Here is a 16,248-nt window from a genome sequence, read left to right on the forward strand (position 1 = left end):
GCCGCGTTCTAGTCGTCGTTGCGCGGTCGACGCAGCCGCAGGCGCGCGGATCCACGGATCGCCGGACGGCGGATCGCGGGCATCCGCCGCTGCGCACGCCGTTGCGCACGCCGCTCAGCCGGCTTGTGCTGCCAGGTTTCCGGCCGCGCGGCCACCCAGCGGGCCGACCGCCAGGCGAACGGGATGTGCGCCAGGTACAGCGCGACCAAGATCAGCAGCAACACGATCGGGAAGGTGACCAGCAGCGCCGCGGCCAGGGCGGTCAGCACGAGCAGGCCCGCTGCCGCCTGCGGGGCGACCGACACCGACTTCATCGCCAGGGTCGGGATGGTGCTCACGCACAGCAGTGCGGCGAAGACCGTCCACGCGGCGACGAAGGCGAAACTGTCCCACCAGCCGTCGCCGAACTGCACCTTCAACGCGATCGGCACCAGCGCGATCAACGCACCGGCGGGCGCGGGCACGCCGACGAAGTACTCACGCGCCCACGTCGGGCGGGAATCGTCGTCTAGCAGGGTGTTGAAGCGGGCAAGGCGCAGGACCAGGCTCACCGCGAACAGCAGCGCGACGATCCAGCCCGCGCTGTAGCTGTCGAGCAGGGTCACGTAGATGACCAGCGCGGGCGCGACGCCGAAGGAGATGGCGTCCGACAGCGAATCGAGTTCGGCGCCCATCTTGGACGTGGCGTCGAGCATGCGCGCGAGGCGGCCGTCGAGGGTATCGAGCACGGCGGCCGCACCGACCATCGCCAACGAGATACCGAGCTCACCGTCGAGACCGAACTTCACTGCCGACAGGCCCGCACACAGGGCGAGGATGGTGACGACGCTCGGGAGCAGCCGCACGGAGCGGGGACGCTTACGGGCCTGTTCGATCATCCCAGGACAGCCAGGACGGTTTCGGCCCCGATCGTGCGCTGCCCGGGGGCAACGAGCAGTTCGGTGCCGACCGGGAAGTACGTGTCGACGCGGGACCCGAACCGGATCAGGCCGTAGGTGTCACCGATGGTGAGCAGGTCGTTGACGCGGGCATCGCAGACGATGCGCCGAGCCAGCAGTCCGGCGATCTGCACCACGACGACCTGCTTGCCGTCGGGGGTATCGATGACCATGCTGTTGCGTTCGTTGGCGTCGGAGGCCTCCGGCAGATCGGCCGAGAGGAACTTGCCCGGCTGATGCAGCACCTCGCGCACGGTTCCGGACACCGGAACGCGCTGCACGTGCACATCGAGCACGGACAGGAAGATGCTCACGCGCGGCAACGGCTGGTCGCCGAGTCCGAGCTCGACGGGCGGCACCGCGGTGTCGACCAAGGCCACCTCACCGTCGGCGGGCGCGACCACGATGCCCGGCCGGTTCGGCGGCACGCGATGCGGGTGCCGGAAGAAGGCGGCGCAGGCGGCGGCAGCGGTCAGACCGGCCCGACGCACCCATTTATTACGTCCGCCGACGACCGCCACCGCCAACGGCACCGCGACGAACGGCAATCCGGCGGGATGAAGCGGGGGTACAGCGGCCCGCACCAGGTCGACGACATGTCCGACTCCGGTGGTATCGGGCGTGCCGGGCGGGGTGGGGCGGCGTGCCACGGGCTCCCTCTTTCGTGTGATGACTACAAGCGATCACACCTTACGGGAAGCCCGGGGCAAGCACCCGTGGTCAGTGGACCGATTTACGCCCGGTGAACAGCTTCACCAGGTACAACAGCACGCAGGCGCCCACCAGACAGGTGATGAAGCTGAAAATCCAGCCCGCGCCTTCCACATCGACGCCGAACAGGCTCAGCACGAACCCGCCGAGCAGACCGCCGATGACCCCGACGACGATGTTGAGCAGGATGCCCTGCTGTGCGTCGGTCTTCATGAACTTGCTCGCGATCCAACCGGCCAGACCGCCGATGATGATCCAACTGATGATGCCGAGTCCGAGCATGATGTCCTCGATCCCTCGATGGGCCGGCGAGCAAACGCCTTGTCACCAAGATACCCCCGGCTCCCTTGTGACAATCGACACTCAGATCACGATCCGAGGCGTAATATGAGGATGCCTCATGTCTGAGCGTTCACATGGCGTCCACGCACGGGCCACGGGCGATGAGGGACAGATTTCGATGCTTCGGGTACACCCAGCGGTGCTGCCGCAGGTTGACAGGTACATAGGAGACTCACAATGGCTCGAATCGCCCAGACGACGGGTGCAGAGCACACCGCGATCCTCGGATTGGGCGTCTACCGCCCGGCCCGAGTGGTCACCAACGACGAGCTAGCGGGGCCGATCGACTCGAGCGACGAGTGGATCCGCACCCGGTCCGGCATCCACACCAGGCGCTTCGCCTCCGACGAGGAAACCATCCAATCCATGAGCGTCGCCGCCGCGCGCGACGCGATCGCCGCCTCCGGGGTACAGGCCGACCAGATCGACTGCGTCATCGTGGCGACGTCGACCCATCTGGTGCTCACCCCGGCGATCGGCCCACGCATCGCGACCGAGCTCGGCATGACCGGCTCGGCCGCCTTCGACATCTCGGCGGGCTGCGCCGGGTTCTGCCACGCGCTGGGCATGGCCTCGGACCTGGTCCGCGCAGGCACCTCCCATCACGTGCTGGTGATCGGCGTCGAGAAACTCAGCGTCACCATCGACTTCACCGACCGTGCGACGGCCTTCCTGTTCGCCGACGGCGCGGGCGCGGTCGTCGTCGGCCCATCGGACGAACCGGGCATCGGCCCGACCGTGTGGGGTTCGGACGGCACCCAGCACCACGCCATCCGCCAGACCAAGGACTGGGTGGAGTTCTTCGACGAGATCGAGGAGAAGGGCACCGACGCGGTGCGCCCCTACCTCACGATGGAGGGCACCGCGGTGTTCCGCTGGGCCGCGCATTCGCTGGAGAAGGTCTGCCGCGACGCGATCGACCGTGCGGGTCTGACGGCCGGTGACCTCGACGCGATGATCCCGCATCAGGCCAACGGCCGCATCATCGAGATCATGGCCAGGGTGCTCGAGCTCCCGGAGCACTGCGCGCTCGCCAACGATATCGAGGACGCGGGCAACACCTCAGCGGCATCGGTCCCCCTCGCGATGGAGGCGCTGCTGCGCAAGGGCGAATCGAAGCCGGGCGACACCGCGCTGCTGATCGCCTTCGGCGCCGGGCTGTCCTACGCGGCACAGGTTGTCACGCTGCCCGCCTGGAAATAACCGATCAGCAAATCCCACACAACCCGGGGTGGCCTGCGCCGACGCAGGCCACCGACCGGTTGGCTCGCCGTGTCCACCTTGTCCCACTTGCACCACCTCGGACATGCTGGCAAACTTTTCGCTACCGACGTTCTGCTGATCGACGAAGCTCAGCCTCCAGCGTTCCCGTCGTCAATTCGAGGTGATCGGCCGTGAAACTGCGCTCACTCCTGCCACGCAGGCACACCAACGAGGTCCCGCTCCTGCCGAGCATCGGACCGGACGACGCTTTCGCGCTCCCCAGCGCGCTCGTGCCGCGGGGCACCCGTCTCAAACGCGAGGAACGCCTCGAACGTCTGCTCACCCCGAGCGAACTCGACCTGGTCCTGCACCACCAGCTGTAATTTGGAGCGCTGGCGCGCTCGAGCGGGGCCCTTCGGGCCCCTGATCTTCCCTCCCTCCGGGCACTCCTTCGTCGCACCCTCCACTCAGTCCAGATCAGGGCGGGCCCCTCGGACAGACACACGTCGGGTGCCCGACACGACGCAGGGGGATACTCGAAACGTGAGCACTCCCTCGGTAACCAAACCGGCCATTCTGAGCGTTGACGACGACCCCGGCGTTTCCCGGGCGGTCGTGCGCGACCTGCGCCGCCGCTACGGCGCCGACTACCGGATTCTGCGGGCCGAATCGGGGCAGCAGGCGCTGGAGGCGCTGCGGGAGATGAAACTGCGCGGACAGCCCGTGGCGGTGTTGATCGCCGACTACCGGATGCCCGGCATGGACGGGATCGAATTCCTCGAGCAGGCGATGGACCTGCACCCGTACGCGCGCCGGGTGCTGCTCACCGCCTACGCCGACACCGATGCCGCGATCGACGCGATCAATGTCATCGATCTCGACCACTATCTGCTCAAGCCGTGGGATCCGCCGGAGGAGAAGCTGTACCCGGTGATCGACGGGCTGCTCGAGGTCTGGCGCAGTGCCGAGCAACGGCCGGTGTACGAGACCAAGGTCGTGGGCGATCGATGGTCGCCGCGGTCCTCGCAGGTGCGAGAGTTCTTGGCGCGCAATCAGTTGCCGTATCGGTGGTACCCGGTCGACGAACCGGAGGGCACCCGGCTGCTGGAGGCGGCGGGCGCCGATCCGCTGACCTGCCCGGTGGTGATCACGGCCGCGGGCGTCGCGCTGGTCCAGCCGACCGACAGCGAGCTCGCCGAGAATGTCGGGCTCACCGTCGAACCCAGTGGGGATTTCTACGATCTGATCGTGGTGGGCGGCGGGCCCGCCGGGCTCGGCGCGGCGGTGTACGGCGCCTCGGAGGGGTTGCGCACGGTGCTGGTGGAACGCACGGCCACCGGCGGACAGGCGGGTCAGAGCTCGCGGATCGAGAACTATCTCGGATTCCCCGACGGGGTGTCGGGGTCGCAGCTGGCGGACCGGGCCCGGCGGCAGGCGGCGAAGTTCGGCGCGGAGATCATCACCACGCGCGATGTGGTCGCGCTCGAAGTCAACGGTTCGGCGCGCACGGTGCGGTTCGCCGATGGCGGAAAGCTGTGCGCGCACACGGTGCTGATCGCGACGGGCGTGGACTATCGACGTCATCCGGCGCCGGGTGTGGACGAATTCACCGGGCGCGGTGTGTATTACGGATCGGCGATGACCGAGGCGGCCGAGTGCGCCGAGCAGGAGGTCTACATCGTCGGCGGGGCCAATTCGGCCGGGCAGGCCGCGGTGTTCTTGTCCCGCAATGCCCGTCGCGTGCACCTGGTTGTCCGCGGCGACTCGCTGGAGCGGTCGATGTCGCACTATCTCGTCCAGCAGATCACGGGTATTCCGAACATCGTGGTGCACACCGAGACCGAGGTGGTCGGCGCCGACGGCGACACACATCTGGAACGGATCATCCTGCGCGACAACAGCACCGGCACCGAAGACAAGGTCGACGCGCAACGCCTGTTCCTGTTCATCGGCGCCGCTCCGCAGACCGCCTGGCTCGACGGGGTCGTCACCCGGGACGCGGCCGGATACGTGCTGGCCGGACCCGACCTGATGGTCGACGGCGCGCGACCACCCGGCTGGGAACTGCCACGCCCGCCGCAGCACCTCGAGACCAGCGTCCCCGGCGTGTTCGTCGCGGGCGATGTGCACGCCGAATCCGCCAAGCGGGTCGCCTCGGCGGTCGGCGAGGGCGCGATGGCGGTCATGCTCGTCCACCGGTACCTGGCCTAGGAGATGAGTTCGTTGATCTGCGATCCGGAAGAACTGCGCACGCTGTTCCTGTTCGAGAAACTCGACGAGACCCAGCTCGCCGAACTATGCGAGATCGGGCGCATCGAGTACGTCGACCCGGGCCCGGTGTTCCGCGAGGGCGAACCGGCCACCTGCTTCTACGTACTGATCGACGGCGAGGTGCGGCTGACCAAGCTGTCCGGTGGCGTGGAGATCGAGATCAACCGCACCGACCATCGCGGGGTGTACGCGGGCGCCTGGATGGCCTATCTGGGCGATCGGGCGAACCAGGACTACAACGGCTCGATGTACGTGCTGCGCCGCTCCCGGTTCCTGGTCATCGACGCGGCCGATTTCGCCAGGATCATGCACGAGTGGTTCCCGATGGCCGTGCACCTGCTCGAGGGCGCGTTCTTCGGCGGACAGAAGTCGAGCCAGCGGATCGCCGAGCGGGAACGGCTGCTCGCCCTCGGTTCGCTCTCGGCCGGGCTCACCCACGAGCTCAACAATCCCGCCGCCGCCGCGGTGCGCGCCACCTCCGGCCTGCGCGAACGCGTGGCCGGGATGCGGCACAAACTCAAGATGATGGCCGAGGGCAAATTCCCCGCCGACGCGCTGGTCAAGCTCGTCGAGATGCAGGAGCAGGCCGCCGACCAGGTCGCGAAGGCACCCGACCTCAGCCCGTTGGAAGCCGCCGATCGTGAGGACGCGCTGGCGGACTGGTTCGAGCAGCGCGGCATCGCCGACGGCTGGAATCTGGCGCCGACCTTCGTACAAGCGGGCCTGGACACCGACTGGCTCGAGGGCGTGCACGCGACGCTGGAAGCCTGCCAGGCCCCGGTGTTCGAGGGCGCCGTGCGCTGGCTGAACTACACCATCGAGACCGAGTTGCTGATGAACGAGATCTTCGACTCGACCACCCGCATCTCCACCCTCGTCGGTGCGGCCAAACAGTATTCGCAGATGGATCGCGCGCCGTATCAGGTCGTCGACCTGCACGAACTGCTCGATTCCACCCTGGTGATGCTCAACCGCAAACTCGGTGACGGCGTCCGCGTGGTGAAGGACTACGACCGCAGCCTGCCGCCGATCCCCTGCTTCGCCGCCGAACTCAATCAGGTGTGGACCAACCTGATCGACAACGCCGTCTACGCGATGGGCGGCGAGGGCACCCTGACGATCCGCACCTTCAAGGAGAACGACTGCGCCGCCGTCGAAATCGGCGACACCGGCCCTGGCATTGCGCCCGAGGCGCGTGGTCGCATCTTCGAGCCGTTCTTCACCACCAAACCGGTCGGCGACGGCACCGGCCTCGGCCTCGACATCTCGTTCCGGATCGTGGCCAATAAGCACAACGGTGACATCCGGGTCGAGTCGGAACCCGGCAACACACGGTTCATCGTCCGCCTGCCGTTGCGACCGGCGGCGGAGGATGTCAGCACACCTACTACAGGAGGTCTGGATGTCTGAAGCGGGGATCGATCCGAGCGTGCCGCCCAGCGGCGCCGGTTGCGTCGAGTGCGACGAGAGCGGCGGCTGGTGGGTGCACCTGCGTCGCTGCGCCGAATGCGGGCACGTCGGCTGTTGCGACAGCTCCCCCAGCAAGCACGCGACCAAGCATTTCGAGGCCACCGCGCACCCGTTCATGCAGAGCTACGAACCGGGCGAGGACTGGTTCTACAACTTCTCCACCGGAGAGATGTACAGCGACGGTCCCGAACTGGCCCCGCCGACCAACCATCCGACTGATCAGTCCGTGCCCGGTCCCGCCTCCCGCGTGCCGGCGAACTGGCAATCACTCATGAGCTGAGCGACTAAGGCTTCATCCCGGCGGCGTCGGCGACCGGCTTGTCGGCATTGGACGGAACGAGGCAGACCAGCTTCACGGTGCTGAGCGCCACATTGGGGCTGCCCTCGAACGGCCCACCGGGATTCTCCGCGAGGAGCTTGTCGATCGCCTTCTTCTCACCGTCCGCGTCCAGCGACTTGAACTGCGTGCAGGTGATGTCGGCGCTCGGGGTGGCCGAGGTCGGCGCCGCGCTCGAGGAGGGCGCTGGCGTGGTGGCGGGCGCGCTGGAGCTCGGCGTGCCCTTGCGCAGCCCGTTCGCGTCGGCGGAGTCGTCGCCGGAACCACACCCGACCAGTGTCAGGGTCAGTGCCCCGGCTGCCAGAACGGCGAGGGAGATTCGGTTCATCTGCTGCTTTCCCCGGTAGATCGCGGCGCCGGCACCTCCGGCGCGTCCGGTGCAGCGTACCGACTTGCGGCGATAGTTCGTCATGCCAGCCAGAATGGCCGTCTGACCTTGCGGTCTGCCTATCGATTCCTGATCGCGCCGCAACGCGGCAGAATGGGGCGGTGGCTGAACTTTCGCTCACCGCCCGGCTCAACCCCTCCGCAGCCGATGCCCGCCGCGGGGTGGTGCGCTTGCACCCCGAGACGCTCACCGCGCTCGGTCTGCGCGAATGGGACGGCATCGCCCTGATCGGCGCGCGCAGGACCGCGGCGGTGGTGGCGAAGGCGCCCGCGGACAGTCCGCCGGGAGTGGCCCTGCTCGATGACGTGACGCTGTCGAACGTGGGGTTGCGGGAGAACGCGGCGGTGACGGTGGCCCCGGTGACGGTCTTCGGCGCCAGACAGATCTCGTTGAGCGGCTCGGCGCACGCGATGGCCAGCATCGCGGCGGCCACACTGCGGCAGGCGCTGCTCGGCAAAGTGGTGACCGTGGGTGACACGGTGTCGCTGCTGCCGCGCGATCTCGGACCCGACATCAGCTCCTCGGCGGCCACGCAGGCGCTCTCGCGTGCCTTCGGCATCGCCTGGACCACCGAACTGCTCACGGTGACGGCGATCGAGCCGATGCCGGGACCGGTGAGCGTGCAAACGAATTCGGCCGTCGGCTGGGGTGCGGGCGCGGCCGCGATCCAGCACACCCTGGAACGCGACGGCGACACGCGACAGCCTGCGGGAACCGGGTCCGGCGCGGCTGGGCAGCAAGGGGTTCCGGGGTCGGATCAGCAAAACTCCGCCGCCGCGAGTTCGGGGAGCACGCCGGTCCAGATCGAGGACCTCGCGGGGGTGCAGAGCCAGGCGGCCAAGCTGGCCGAATGGCTGAGCTTGGCGCTCGACGAACCCGAATTGCTCAAGACCCTCGGCGCACCGGCGCACCTCGGCGTGCTCATCACCGGTCCGGCCGGCGGCGGCAAGGCCACCTTCGCCAAAGCTGTTGCCGCACCACGTCGCATCATCGAACTCGATGGTCCGAGCGTCGGCGCGACCGAGAGCGGCACCCGGCTGCGCGAGGTCGCCGAGGCGGTGGCCGATGTCGCCACCGGACAGGGCGGCGTGCTGCTGATCACCGATATCGACGCACTCCTGCCCGCCGAGGCCGACCCCGTCGCCACTCTCATTCTCGACCAGCTGCGGGCCGCGGTGCGTGCGCCGTGCGTTGCCCTGCTGGCCACCACCGCCCATCCGACACAGGTGGATTCGCGGCTACGGGCACCGGATCTGTGCGACCGCGAACTGGCACTTCCGCTGCCGACCGCCGCGATTCGACGGGCGTTGCTCGAACAGTTGCTCCGCAAAGTACCCGCGGGAAAACTCGATCTCGAGGTGATCGCCGCGCGCACACCGGGTTTCGTGGTGGCCGACCTGACCGCGCTGTGCCGGGAAGCGGCAGTGCGCGCGGCAGGCCGAGCCAGCCGCGAACACACCGAACCGGCGCTCACCCAGGACGACCTGATCGGCGCACTCGATGTGATCCGTCCGCTGTCTCGTTCGGGGACAGAGGAATTGGCGATCGGATCGCTCGACCTCGACGACGTCGGCGACATGGTCGAAACCAAACAGGCGCTCACCGAGACGGTGCTGTGGCCACTGCGCCACCCCGACTCGTTCGCCCGCCTCGGCGTCGAACCGCCGCGCGGCGTCCTGCTCTACGGGCCGCCCGGCTGCGGCAAGACCTTCCTCGTGCGGGCACTGGCCGGTACGGGTCAGCTCAGCGTGCATTCGGTGAAAGGTGCTGAGCTGATGGACAAGTGGGTCGGTTCCTCGGAACGCGCGGTGCGCGAACTGTTCCAGCGAGCCCGTGACTCGGCGCCGTCGCTGATCTTCCTCGACGAGGTCGACGCGCTCGCGCCTCGCCGCGGCCAGAGCAGCGACTCCGGGGTGTCGGACCGGGTGGTCGCCGCCCTGCTCACCGAGCTCGACGGTGTCGAGCCCTTGCGCGATGTGGTGGTGGTCGGCGCGACCAACCGCCCCGAGTTGATCGACCCGGCACTGCTGCGCCCGGGCCGACTCGACCGCCTCGTCTTCGTCCCACCGCCGGACGGCCCGGCCAGGCTCGAGATCCTACGCACGGCGGGCCGCTCGGTTCCGCTCGCCGAGGACGTCGACCTGGCCGCCCTGGCCGAGGATCTCGACGGCTATTCGGCCGCCGACTGTGCCGCCCTGCTCCGCGAAGCCGCGCTCTCGGCGCTGCGCCGCGATATGGCCGCCGCCGACGTCACCGCCGAGGACGTGGCCGCCGCCCGCGCCACCGTGCGCCCGTCCCTGGACCCCGCGCAGGTCGAATCGCTGCGCCGCTACGCCGAGAGCAGGGCTTGATCTCGGTAACTCGCCGCCTTGGTGTCCGGACACGACATCCCAGGTGGGAGGGGTAGTCGCCGGTATCGTCGGCACGGTGCCCAAGATCGGTGATGGTCTGGACGCGGTCACGGCGTTCGCCGGGGCCGCGGCCGCGGGGATGTCGCTGTTCCTCCCGTTCAGCTTCGGTGAGGATTCGGCGATCGACTCCCCCTACCGCGTCACCAGCCTGATCAACAGCGTTCCCCGCGCGGCCGCGCTCGGTCTCATCGTGGCTGTCGTGGTCGCCGTGCTGTCCAGGCCGATCACCCGGCCGGGGCTGATCTGGCTCACCGCGGCGGGTGGGGCGGCGGCGCTGGCGATCAACTACTTCATCGGGCGGGCGATGACCTCCGCCGATGTACTCACCACCCAGAACTACATCGATTCGCTGTGTGGCGGGGTGCTGTTCGGCGCGCTGTGCATCTGCGCGTGGCGGATGCGCTGGTCCGCGGTCGGTTTCGGGCTCGGGGTCCTTGTCGTGTTCGTCTACGGCCAAGTCGTCGCGGTGTTCACCACGAACACCACGGCGACGGCGGACAAAGCCGTGCACACCCCGTACTGGCTCATCGGCGCCGCGGTCGTGCTGCTCGCGGTGAACACCGCGCGACACCGGCACGGCATCATGTTGCCCGCGGTGCCGCGGATGGCGGCGGATCTGCCGATCACCCCGATCATCGCCACCACCGTGCTGTCGCTGTCGCTGCTGATCGCCACCGACTGGCTCAGCCGCGAGTTCGACGAACGTCAGGGCAATTCGTGGCGGATCGCGCTCGCCGTGGTCGTCACGCTCGTGGCGGCGTTCGCCGCCGCCGCGCTGCTGCCCGCCCGTGACGGCGCCGGCGTCCTCGTCGCCGTGAGCGTGGCCGCGGCCGCCGATTCGCTCGGTGACGCGCCGAGTCTCGGTTGGCATCTCCTCCTTGTTCTCGTCGTCGGTGTCGGAGCCATCCTGGCGGGCCTGCGCTGGCCGTCACCGTGGGGCGCGCTGCTCGGCGCCGCCGTGATCTGCGGTTTCGCCGCGCTGACCGAATACCTTCCCTGGGCGTTCGTATGGACGGCCGGGGTGATGCTGCTGACCTGTGTGGCCGGTTTCGCCATCGGCTCGCTGCGGGTCAGCTACCTGCCGAGCGCGATGCTCGGGCTCGGTGCGCTGTATCTGCCGTCGATCCTGTGGGCGATTCCCACCGATCGGCGACACTGGCCGACCAGCGCCGTCGCGGTGTCGGAGCGGGTGCCCGGCCAGGTCGCGCTGGCCGTCACCGTCGGCTCCGCCGTCGGACTCGCGATGCTGTACCAGATCCGGCCCGCCACGCCGCCGCGCGTGAGTCAGCCATAGCCACACCGCACGCGACATGGCCGACGCGACAACCTCGGTGTCGCCGAACACCCCGCTCGCGCCCGTAGGATCGGGGCGCGCTACTCGACCGCTACCTACCCGACGGAGGGGGAGTTGCTAGCCGTTCTGCTCGTTCACGCACTGGCCGCCCTGCTGGCCCCGCTGTGCGTACGAGTGCTGGGCCGCAACGCTTTCTATCTGCTGGCGCTCGTCCCACTGGGCAGCCTCGGCTGGGTGATCGCGCACTGGGGAGACACCGTGCGCACGCAGGTGCAGTGGGCGCCGCAGATCTCGATGAACATCGATCTGCGTTTCGATTCCCTCGCCGCGGTGATGTGCACGCTGGTGCTCGGCATCGGCGCGTTGATCCTGGCCTACTGCGGCCGCTACTTCGAGCGTGACGAAGCCCGGCTCGGCGTGTTCGCGGCCGAGCTGACCGGATTCGCCGGCGCCATGTTCGGGCTGGTCACCAGCGACAACATGTTGCTGCTGTACGTGTTCTGGGAAATCACGACGGTGCTGTCGTTCCTGCTCGTCGGCCACTACGCCGAACGTTCGGTCAGCCGGAGGGCCGCGATCCAGGCGCTGCTGGTGACGGGTGCGGGCGGGCTGGCGATGCTGGTCGGGATCGTGATCCTCGGGCTCCGCTACGACAGTTTCCTGCTCTCGGACGTGCTCGCGGCCGACGCTGTTCCGTCGGGGAGCGCGGTGTCGGTGGCGATCGGCCTGGTACTGCTCGGGGCGATCAGCAAATCGGCGATCGTGCCGCTGCATTTCTGGTTGCCCGGTGCGATGGCGGCGCCGACGCCGGTGAGCGCGTACCTGCACGCCGCCGCGATGGTGAAAGCCGGTATCTACCTGGTGGCCCGGCTGGCGCCCGCGCTCGCGCAGACACCGCCGTGGCATCTGATGCTCCTGCCGCTCGGCATCGTCACGATGCTGCTCGCCGGGTGGCGGGCGATCCAGGTGCACGATCTGAAGCTGGTCCTCGCGTTCGGCACCGTCAGCCAGTTGGGTCTGATGATCACGATGGTCGGTATCGGCACCCCCGACGCGGCGCTGGCGGGGCTCACGCTGCTGGTGGCGCACGCGCTGTTCAAGGCGTGCCTGTTCATGGTGGTCGGCATCATCGACCACGGCGCGGGCACCAGAGATCTGCGCCGGCTGTCCGGGCTGGGGCAGCGCGCGCCGGTGCTGTGCGCGATCGCGGTGCTCGCCGCACTCAGCATGGCCGGACTGCCACCGCTGCTCGGATTCGTCGGCAAGGAGTCGGCGCTCGGCGCGCTGTGGTCGGCCGACGTGCTGAGCCCAACGGTCCGATTCGCCCTGCTGGCAGGGGTCACGGTCGGTTCGGCGTTCACCGTGGCCTACAGCATCCGATTCGTCTGGGGCGCCTTCGGCATCACCGCCGATCCCGAGCGCGAGATCACCTGGCACGCGCCCGGAGCGCTGCTGCTCGGTCCGCCCGCGGTGCTCGCGGTGGCCGGGCTGGCGGGCGGCCTCGACACCAAGGCCGTCGATCGATGGCTGAGCCCCTACGCCGAGTCGCTGCCCGGCGTCCTCGACACCCATCTCGCCCTCTGGCACAGCTTCACCGGGCCGCTCGCGCTGACGGTGGTCATCGTCGCGGCCGGTGTCGCGCTGTTCCTGATCCGCGGCCGGATCGGTGAACCGGCACACCCGCGCCTGGGCAATGCCGATCGCAACTACGACGCGGCCCTGCGCGCGATGGACCGGCTTTCGTTGCGCATCACCGGAACTGTGCAGTCCGGCTCGCTGCCTGCCAGCCAGGCCACCATCCTCGGCACGCTCATCGTGCTGCCGACGATCCTGCTCGCCGTCGGTACGCGGACGGGAGTGCAACTGCGACTGTGGGATTCCCCGTTGCAGGCCGCGATCGGCGCGATCATGATCGCGATGGCGTTGGCCGCCACCGTTCTGCGCAACAGGTTGGCCAGCGTGCTCGTGGTCGGAGTGACCGGTTACGGCTGCGGCGTGATCTTCGCGCTGCACGGCGCCCCCGACCTCGCATTGACCCAATTCCTGGTCGAGACACTGACTTTGGTGGTCTTCGTGCTCGTGCTGCGCGCGTTCCCCGCCGAGATCGCCGAAAGCCAGGGCACGGCGTTCAAATTCCGCCGGGCACTGCTGGCCATCGGCGTCGGCATCGCCGTCCCCGTGCTCGCCGCGTTTGCCATCGCCGCCAGACACGGCAACCCGATCTGGCAGGCCATCCCCGACGCGGCCTACCGGATGGGTGGCGGCAAGAACGCGGTCAACGTGCTGCTGGTCGACATCCGCGCCTGGGACACCCTCGGCGAGATCTCGGTGCTCGTCGTCGCCGCGACCGGCGTGGCGTCGCTGGTCTTCCGCAGCCGCCGCTTCGGCAGCGCGCCGCGCGCCGCCGACTCACCGAACTACGACCCCGACGCGGTGAGCTGGTTGCCCGCGGCGCGCCTGCTCGACCGGCGCGACCGTTCGATGGTCCTGCAGATCACCACTCGCCTGGTCTTCCCCACCATCATGGTGCTGTCGGTGTACTTCTTCTTCTCCGGCCACAACGCGCCCGGCGGCGGTTTCGCCGGTGGTCTGGTCGCCGGTTTGGCCCTGACCCTGCGCTACCTCGCGGGCGGCCGATACGAACTGGGCGAGGCCCTGCCGGTCGACGCCGGACACCTGCTCGGCGCGGGCCTGGCCCTCGCCGCGGGCACCGCCACCGCATCGCTGCTGCTCGGCGCGCCTCCGCTGTCCTCGGCGATCATCGAGGTGACGCTGCCGCTGCTCGGCCACATCAAACTGGTCACCGCCCTGTTCTTCGACCTCGGCGTCTATCTGGTGGTCGTCGGGCTGGTGCTGGACGTGCTGCGCAGCCTCGGCGCCCGCCTGGACAAGGAGCTCGGATGAGCGCGAACCTCGTTCTTCTCGTCACGATCGGCGTGCTCACCGCGTGCGGTGTCTACCTGCTGCTCGAGCGGGTGGTGTCGAAGATGCTGCTCGGGATGATCCTGCTCGGCAACGCGGTGAACCTGCTGATCCTCACGATGGGCGGCCCGGACGGGGAACCACCGATCCTCGGCAGCCCCGACACCTCCCCCGACGGCATGGCCGATCCGCTCGCACAGGCGATGGTGCTCACCGCGATCGTGATCACCATGGGCTTGGCGGCTTTCGTCCTCGCGCTGGCCTATCGCGCATACATGCTGACCACCACCGAAGACGTGAGCAACGACCCCGAGGACGCCCAGGTCGCCGCTCGGCGCGAACGCGAGGATCCCGAACAGTGACCCTGTCCCCGGATCTGCTGCCCGCCGTCGCCGCACTGCCCGTGCTGGTTCCGCTGCTCGCCGCCGCGGCCACCCTGGTGTTCGGCCGACGCCCGCGCCTGCAGGCGATGATCACGCTGACGGCACTGTCGGTGGTGCTGGTGATCAGCGGGCTGCTGCTGTACCTCGCCGACCGCGACGGCACCACCGCCGTACAGGTGGGCGGCTGGCCGACCCCGATCGGCATCACCCTCGTCGTCGACCGGCTCAGCGCCGCCATGCTGCTGGTCTCGGCCTTCGTGCTGCTCGTGGTGTCCATCTACGGTGCGGGACAGAATATCTCCGACGGTGACCAGCACCAGCCGACCTCGATCTACCGTCCCACCTACCTGATCCTGACCGCGGGCGTGTCGACCGCGTTCCTGGCCGGTGACCTGTTCAACCTGTTCGTCGGCTTCGAGATCCTGCTCGTCGCCTCGTTCGTGCTGCTCACCGTCGGCGCCACCGAGGAACGCATCCGCACCGGCATCGCCTATGTGATGGTGTCGATGCTGTCGTCGCTGATCTTCCTGATCGGCATCGGCCTAACCTACGCGGCGACGGGCACCCTGAATCTCGCGCAGCTGGCCCTGCGTCTGGAAGCGACACCCAGTGGCGTGCGCACCGCCTGCTACGCGGTGCTGCTGGTCGCGTTCGGGATCAAGGCGGCGGTGTTCCCGCTGTCGAGTTGGCTGCCCGACTCCTATCCCACCGCGCCGGCGCCGGTCACCGCGGTATTCGCGGGTCTGCTCACCAAAGTCGGTGTGTACGCGATCATCCGCACCCACACGCTCTGGTTCCCCGACGGCGCGTTCGACGACATCCTGCTGGTGTGCGGGCTGGCGACGATGCTCATCGGCGTCCTCGGCGCCATCGCGCAGACCGATATCCGGCGGCTGCTCTCGTTCACGCTGATCAGCCACATCGGTTACATGGTTTTCGGCATCGGCCTGGCCACCACCGCCGGGCTCACCGGCGCGGTGTTCTACGTGGCACACCACATTCTGGTGCAGACCGCGCTGTTCCTCGCGGTCGGACTGATCGAACGCCAAGCCGGTTCGGTGTCGCTACGACGGATCGGCGGCCTGGCCACCGCGAGTCCGCTGCTCGGCGTGCTGTTCCTGCTCCCCGCCCTGAATCTGGGTGGTATCCCGCCGTTCTCGGGATTCATCGGCAAGGTCGCGCTCCTGGAAGCCGGCGCCGCCGACGGCAGCGTCCTGGCCTGGGTGCTGGTCGGGGGTTCGGTGGTCACGAGCCTGCTCACGCTCTACGCGGTGGCGCGGGTCTGGAGCAAAGCGTTCTGGCGACCGCGCGAAGAGGCGCCCGAGGGCCATCTCACCGCGGCGAATCTGCCGACGCTGGTGGAGGATTCACAGGATGTGCACTACGAGGACCGCACCGATCCCGGTCGGATGCCGGTACTGATGGTGCTGGCCACCGTCGGGCTCGTCAGCGCCGGGCTCGCGCTCACCGTGTTCGCCGGGCCGATCCTCGGCATCGCCGAACGCGCCGCCGTCGACCTGGACCACCCGTCGGTCTACATCGACTCGGTGCTCGGACCGGAGCAACGATGAGCCGATT

General features: G+C 68.7%; 14 protein-coding genes. 10 read left to right on the top strand and 4 right to left on the bottom strand.

Going from position 1 to position 16,248, the window contains the following annotated elements; genetic code table 11:
- Nucleotides 1–8: 8 nt before the first annotated feature.
- The 3 genes from QX204_RS30135 to QX204_RS30145 all read right to left on the bottom strand — a co-directional run bounded on the left by QX204_RS30135 (nucleotide 9) and on the right by QX204_RS30145 (nucleotide 1,931).
- A complete protein-coding gene (locus tag QX204_RS30135) occupies nucleotides 9–878 on the bottom strand; it encodes a CDP-alcohol phosphatidyltransferase family protein (RefSeq protein WP_056814803.1) in 870 nt (289 codons plus the stop codon).
- On the bottom strand, nucleotides 875–1,588 hold the full coding sequence (locus QX204_RS30140; protein ID WP_301903855.1) for a phosphatidylserine decarboxylase: 714 nt from the start codon (nucleotides 1,586–1,588) through the stop codon (nucleotides 875–877). The genes QX204_RS30135 and QX204_RS30140 overlap by 4 nt, the downstream gene beginning before the upstream one ends.
- A gap of 70 nt (nucleotides 1,589–1,658) precedes the next feature.
- The gene (locus QX204_RS30145; RefSeq protein WP_301903856.1) at nucleotides 1,659–1,931 is read right to left on the bottom strand and encodes a GlsB/YeaQ/YmgE family stress response membrane protein; all 273 of its coding nucleotides are present in this window, start codon (nucleotides 1,929–1,931) and stop codon (nucleotides 1,659–1,661) included.
- A gap of 237 nt (nucleotides 1,932–2,168) precedes the next feature.
- Here QX204_RS30145 and QX204_RS30150 point away from each other — a divergent pair, with 237 nt between their 5' ends.
- From QX204_RS30150 to QX204_RS30170, 5 genes are all read left to right on the top strand, one after another.
- Nucleotides 2,169–3,194: a beta-ketoacyl-ACP synthase III gene (locus QX204_RS30150; RefSeq protein WP_301903857.1), complete on the top strand. Its 1,026-nt coding sequence runs from the start codon at nucleotides 2,169–2,171 to the stop codon at nucleotides 3,192–3,194.
- A gap of 191 nt (nucleotides 3,195–3,385) precedes the next feature.
- On the top strand, nucleotides 3,386–3,577 hold the full coding sequence (locus QX204_RS30155) for a hypothetical protein (protein WP_301903858.1): 192 nt from the start codon (nucleotides 3,386–3,388) through the stop codon (nucleotides 3,575–3,577).
- A 160-nt stretch (nucleotides 3,578–3,737) separates the two neighbouring features.
- Entirely contained in the window at nucleotides 3,738–5,405 is a 1,668-nt protein-coding gene (locus tag QX204_RS30160; protein ID WP_301903859.1) for an NAD(P)/FAD-dependent oxidoreductase, read from the top strand.
- 3 nt (nucleotides 5,406–5,408) lie between these two features.
- A complete protein-coding gene (locus QX204_RS30165) occupies nucleotides 5,409–6,875 on the top strand; it encodes an ATP-binding protein (protein WP_301903860.1) in 1,467 nt (488 codons plus the stop codon).
- Entirely contained in the window at nucleotides 6,868–7,215 is a 348-nt protein-coding gene (locus tag QX204_RS30170) for a UBP-type zinc finger domain-containing protein (RefSeq protein WP_301903861.1), read from the top strand. The genes QX204_RS30165 and QX204_RS30170 overlap by 8 nt, the downstream gene beginning before the upstream one ends.
- Nucleotides 7,216–7,219: 4 nt before the next feature.
- On the opposite strand, the gene QX204_RS30175 is transcribed toward QX204_RS30170, so the two are convergent.
- A complete protein-coding gene (locus QX204_RS30175) occupies nucleotides 7,220–7,684 on the bottom strand; it encodes a hypothetical protein (RefSeq protein ID WP_301903862.1) in 465 nt (154 codons plus the stop codon).
- 77 nt (nucleotides 7,685–7,761) lie between these two features.
- On the opposite strand from QX204_RS30175, the gene QX204_RS30180 reads away from it, so the two are divergent.
- From QX204_RS30180 to QX204_RS30200, 5 genes are all read left to right on the top strand, one after another.
- On the top strand, nucleotides 7,762–10,011 hold the full coding sequence (locus tag QX204_RS30180; RefSeq protein WP_301903863.1) for an AAA family ATPase: 2,250 nt from the start codon (nucleotides 7,762–7,764) through the stop codon (nucleotides 10,009–10,011).
- Nucleotides 10,012–10,087: 76 nt separating this feature from the next.
- On the top strand, nucleotides 10,088–11,365 hold the full coding sequence (locus tag QX204_RS30185; protein WP_301903864.1) for a hypothetical protein: 1,278 nt from the start codon (nucleotides 10,088–10,090) through the stop codon (nucleotides 11,363–11,365).
- A 114-nt stretch (nucleotides 11,366–11,479) separates the two neighbouring features.
- Nucleotides 11,480–14,269, top strand: coding sequence for a Na+/H+ antiporter subunit A (locus QX204_RS30190; protein WP_301903865.1), 2,790 nt, complete (start codon nucleotides 11,480–11,482; stop codon nucleotides 14,267–14,269).
- A complete protein-coding gene (locus QX204_RS30195; RefSeq protein WP_301903866.1) occupies nucleotides 14,266–14,649 on the top strand; it encodes a Na(+)/H(+) antiporter subunit C in 384 nt (127 codons plus the stop codon). Before QX204_RS30190 ends, QX204_RS30195 begins: the two co-directional genes overlap by 4 nt.
- Complete coding sequence (locus QX204_RS30200) at nucleotides 14,646–16,241, top strand: Na+/H+ antiporter subunit D (protein WP_301903867.1); 1,596 nt, start codon at nucleotides 14,646–14,648, stop codon at nucleotides 16,239–16,241. The genes QX204_RS30195 and QX204_RS30200 overlap by 4 nt, the downstream gene beginning before the upstream one ends.
- Nucleotides 16,242–16,248: the final 7 nt, after the last annotated feature.

The organism is Nocardia sp. PE-7 (genome assembly GCF_030486425.1).
In the GTDB taxonomy this organism is placed as follows: domain Bacteria; phylum Actinomycetota; class Actinomycetes; order Mycobacteriales; family Mycobacteriaceae; genus Nocardia; species Nocardia salmonicida_A.

Excerpts from the sequence above, each read along its gene's own strand:
- QX204_RS30135 (WP_056814803.1), bottom strand. The coding sequence starts at position 878 with ATGATCGAACAGGCCCGTAAGCGTCCCCGCTCCGTGCGGCTGCTCCCG.
- QX204_RS30145 (WP_301903856.1), bottom strand. The coding sequence starts at position 1,931 with ATGCTCGGACTCGGCATCATCAGTTGGATCATCATCGGCGGTCTGGCC.
- QX204_RS30150 (WP_301903857.1), top strand. The coding sequence starts at position 2,169 with ATGGCTCGAATCGCCCAGACGACGGGTGCAGAGCACACCGCGATCCTC.
- QX204_RS30165 (WP_301903860.1), top strand. The coding sequence starts at position 5,409 with ATGAGTTCGTTGATCTGCGATCCGGAAGAACTGCGCACGCTGTTCCTG.
- QX204_RS30170 (WP_301903861.1), top strand. The coding sequence starts at position 6,868 with ATGTCTGAAGCGGGGATCGATCCGAGCGTGCCGCCCAGCGGCGCCGGT.
- QX204_RS30175 (WP_301903862.1), bottom strand. The coding sequence starts at position 7,684 with ATGACGAACTATCGCCGCAAGTCGGTACGCTGCACCGGACGCGCCGGA.
- QX204_RS30195 (WP_301903866.1), top strand. The coding sequence starts at position 14,266 with ATGAGCGCGAACCTCGTTCTTCTCGTCACGATCGGCGTGCTCACCGCG.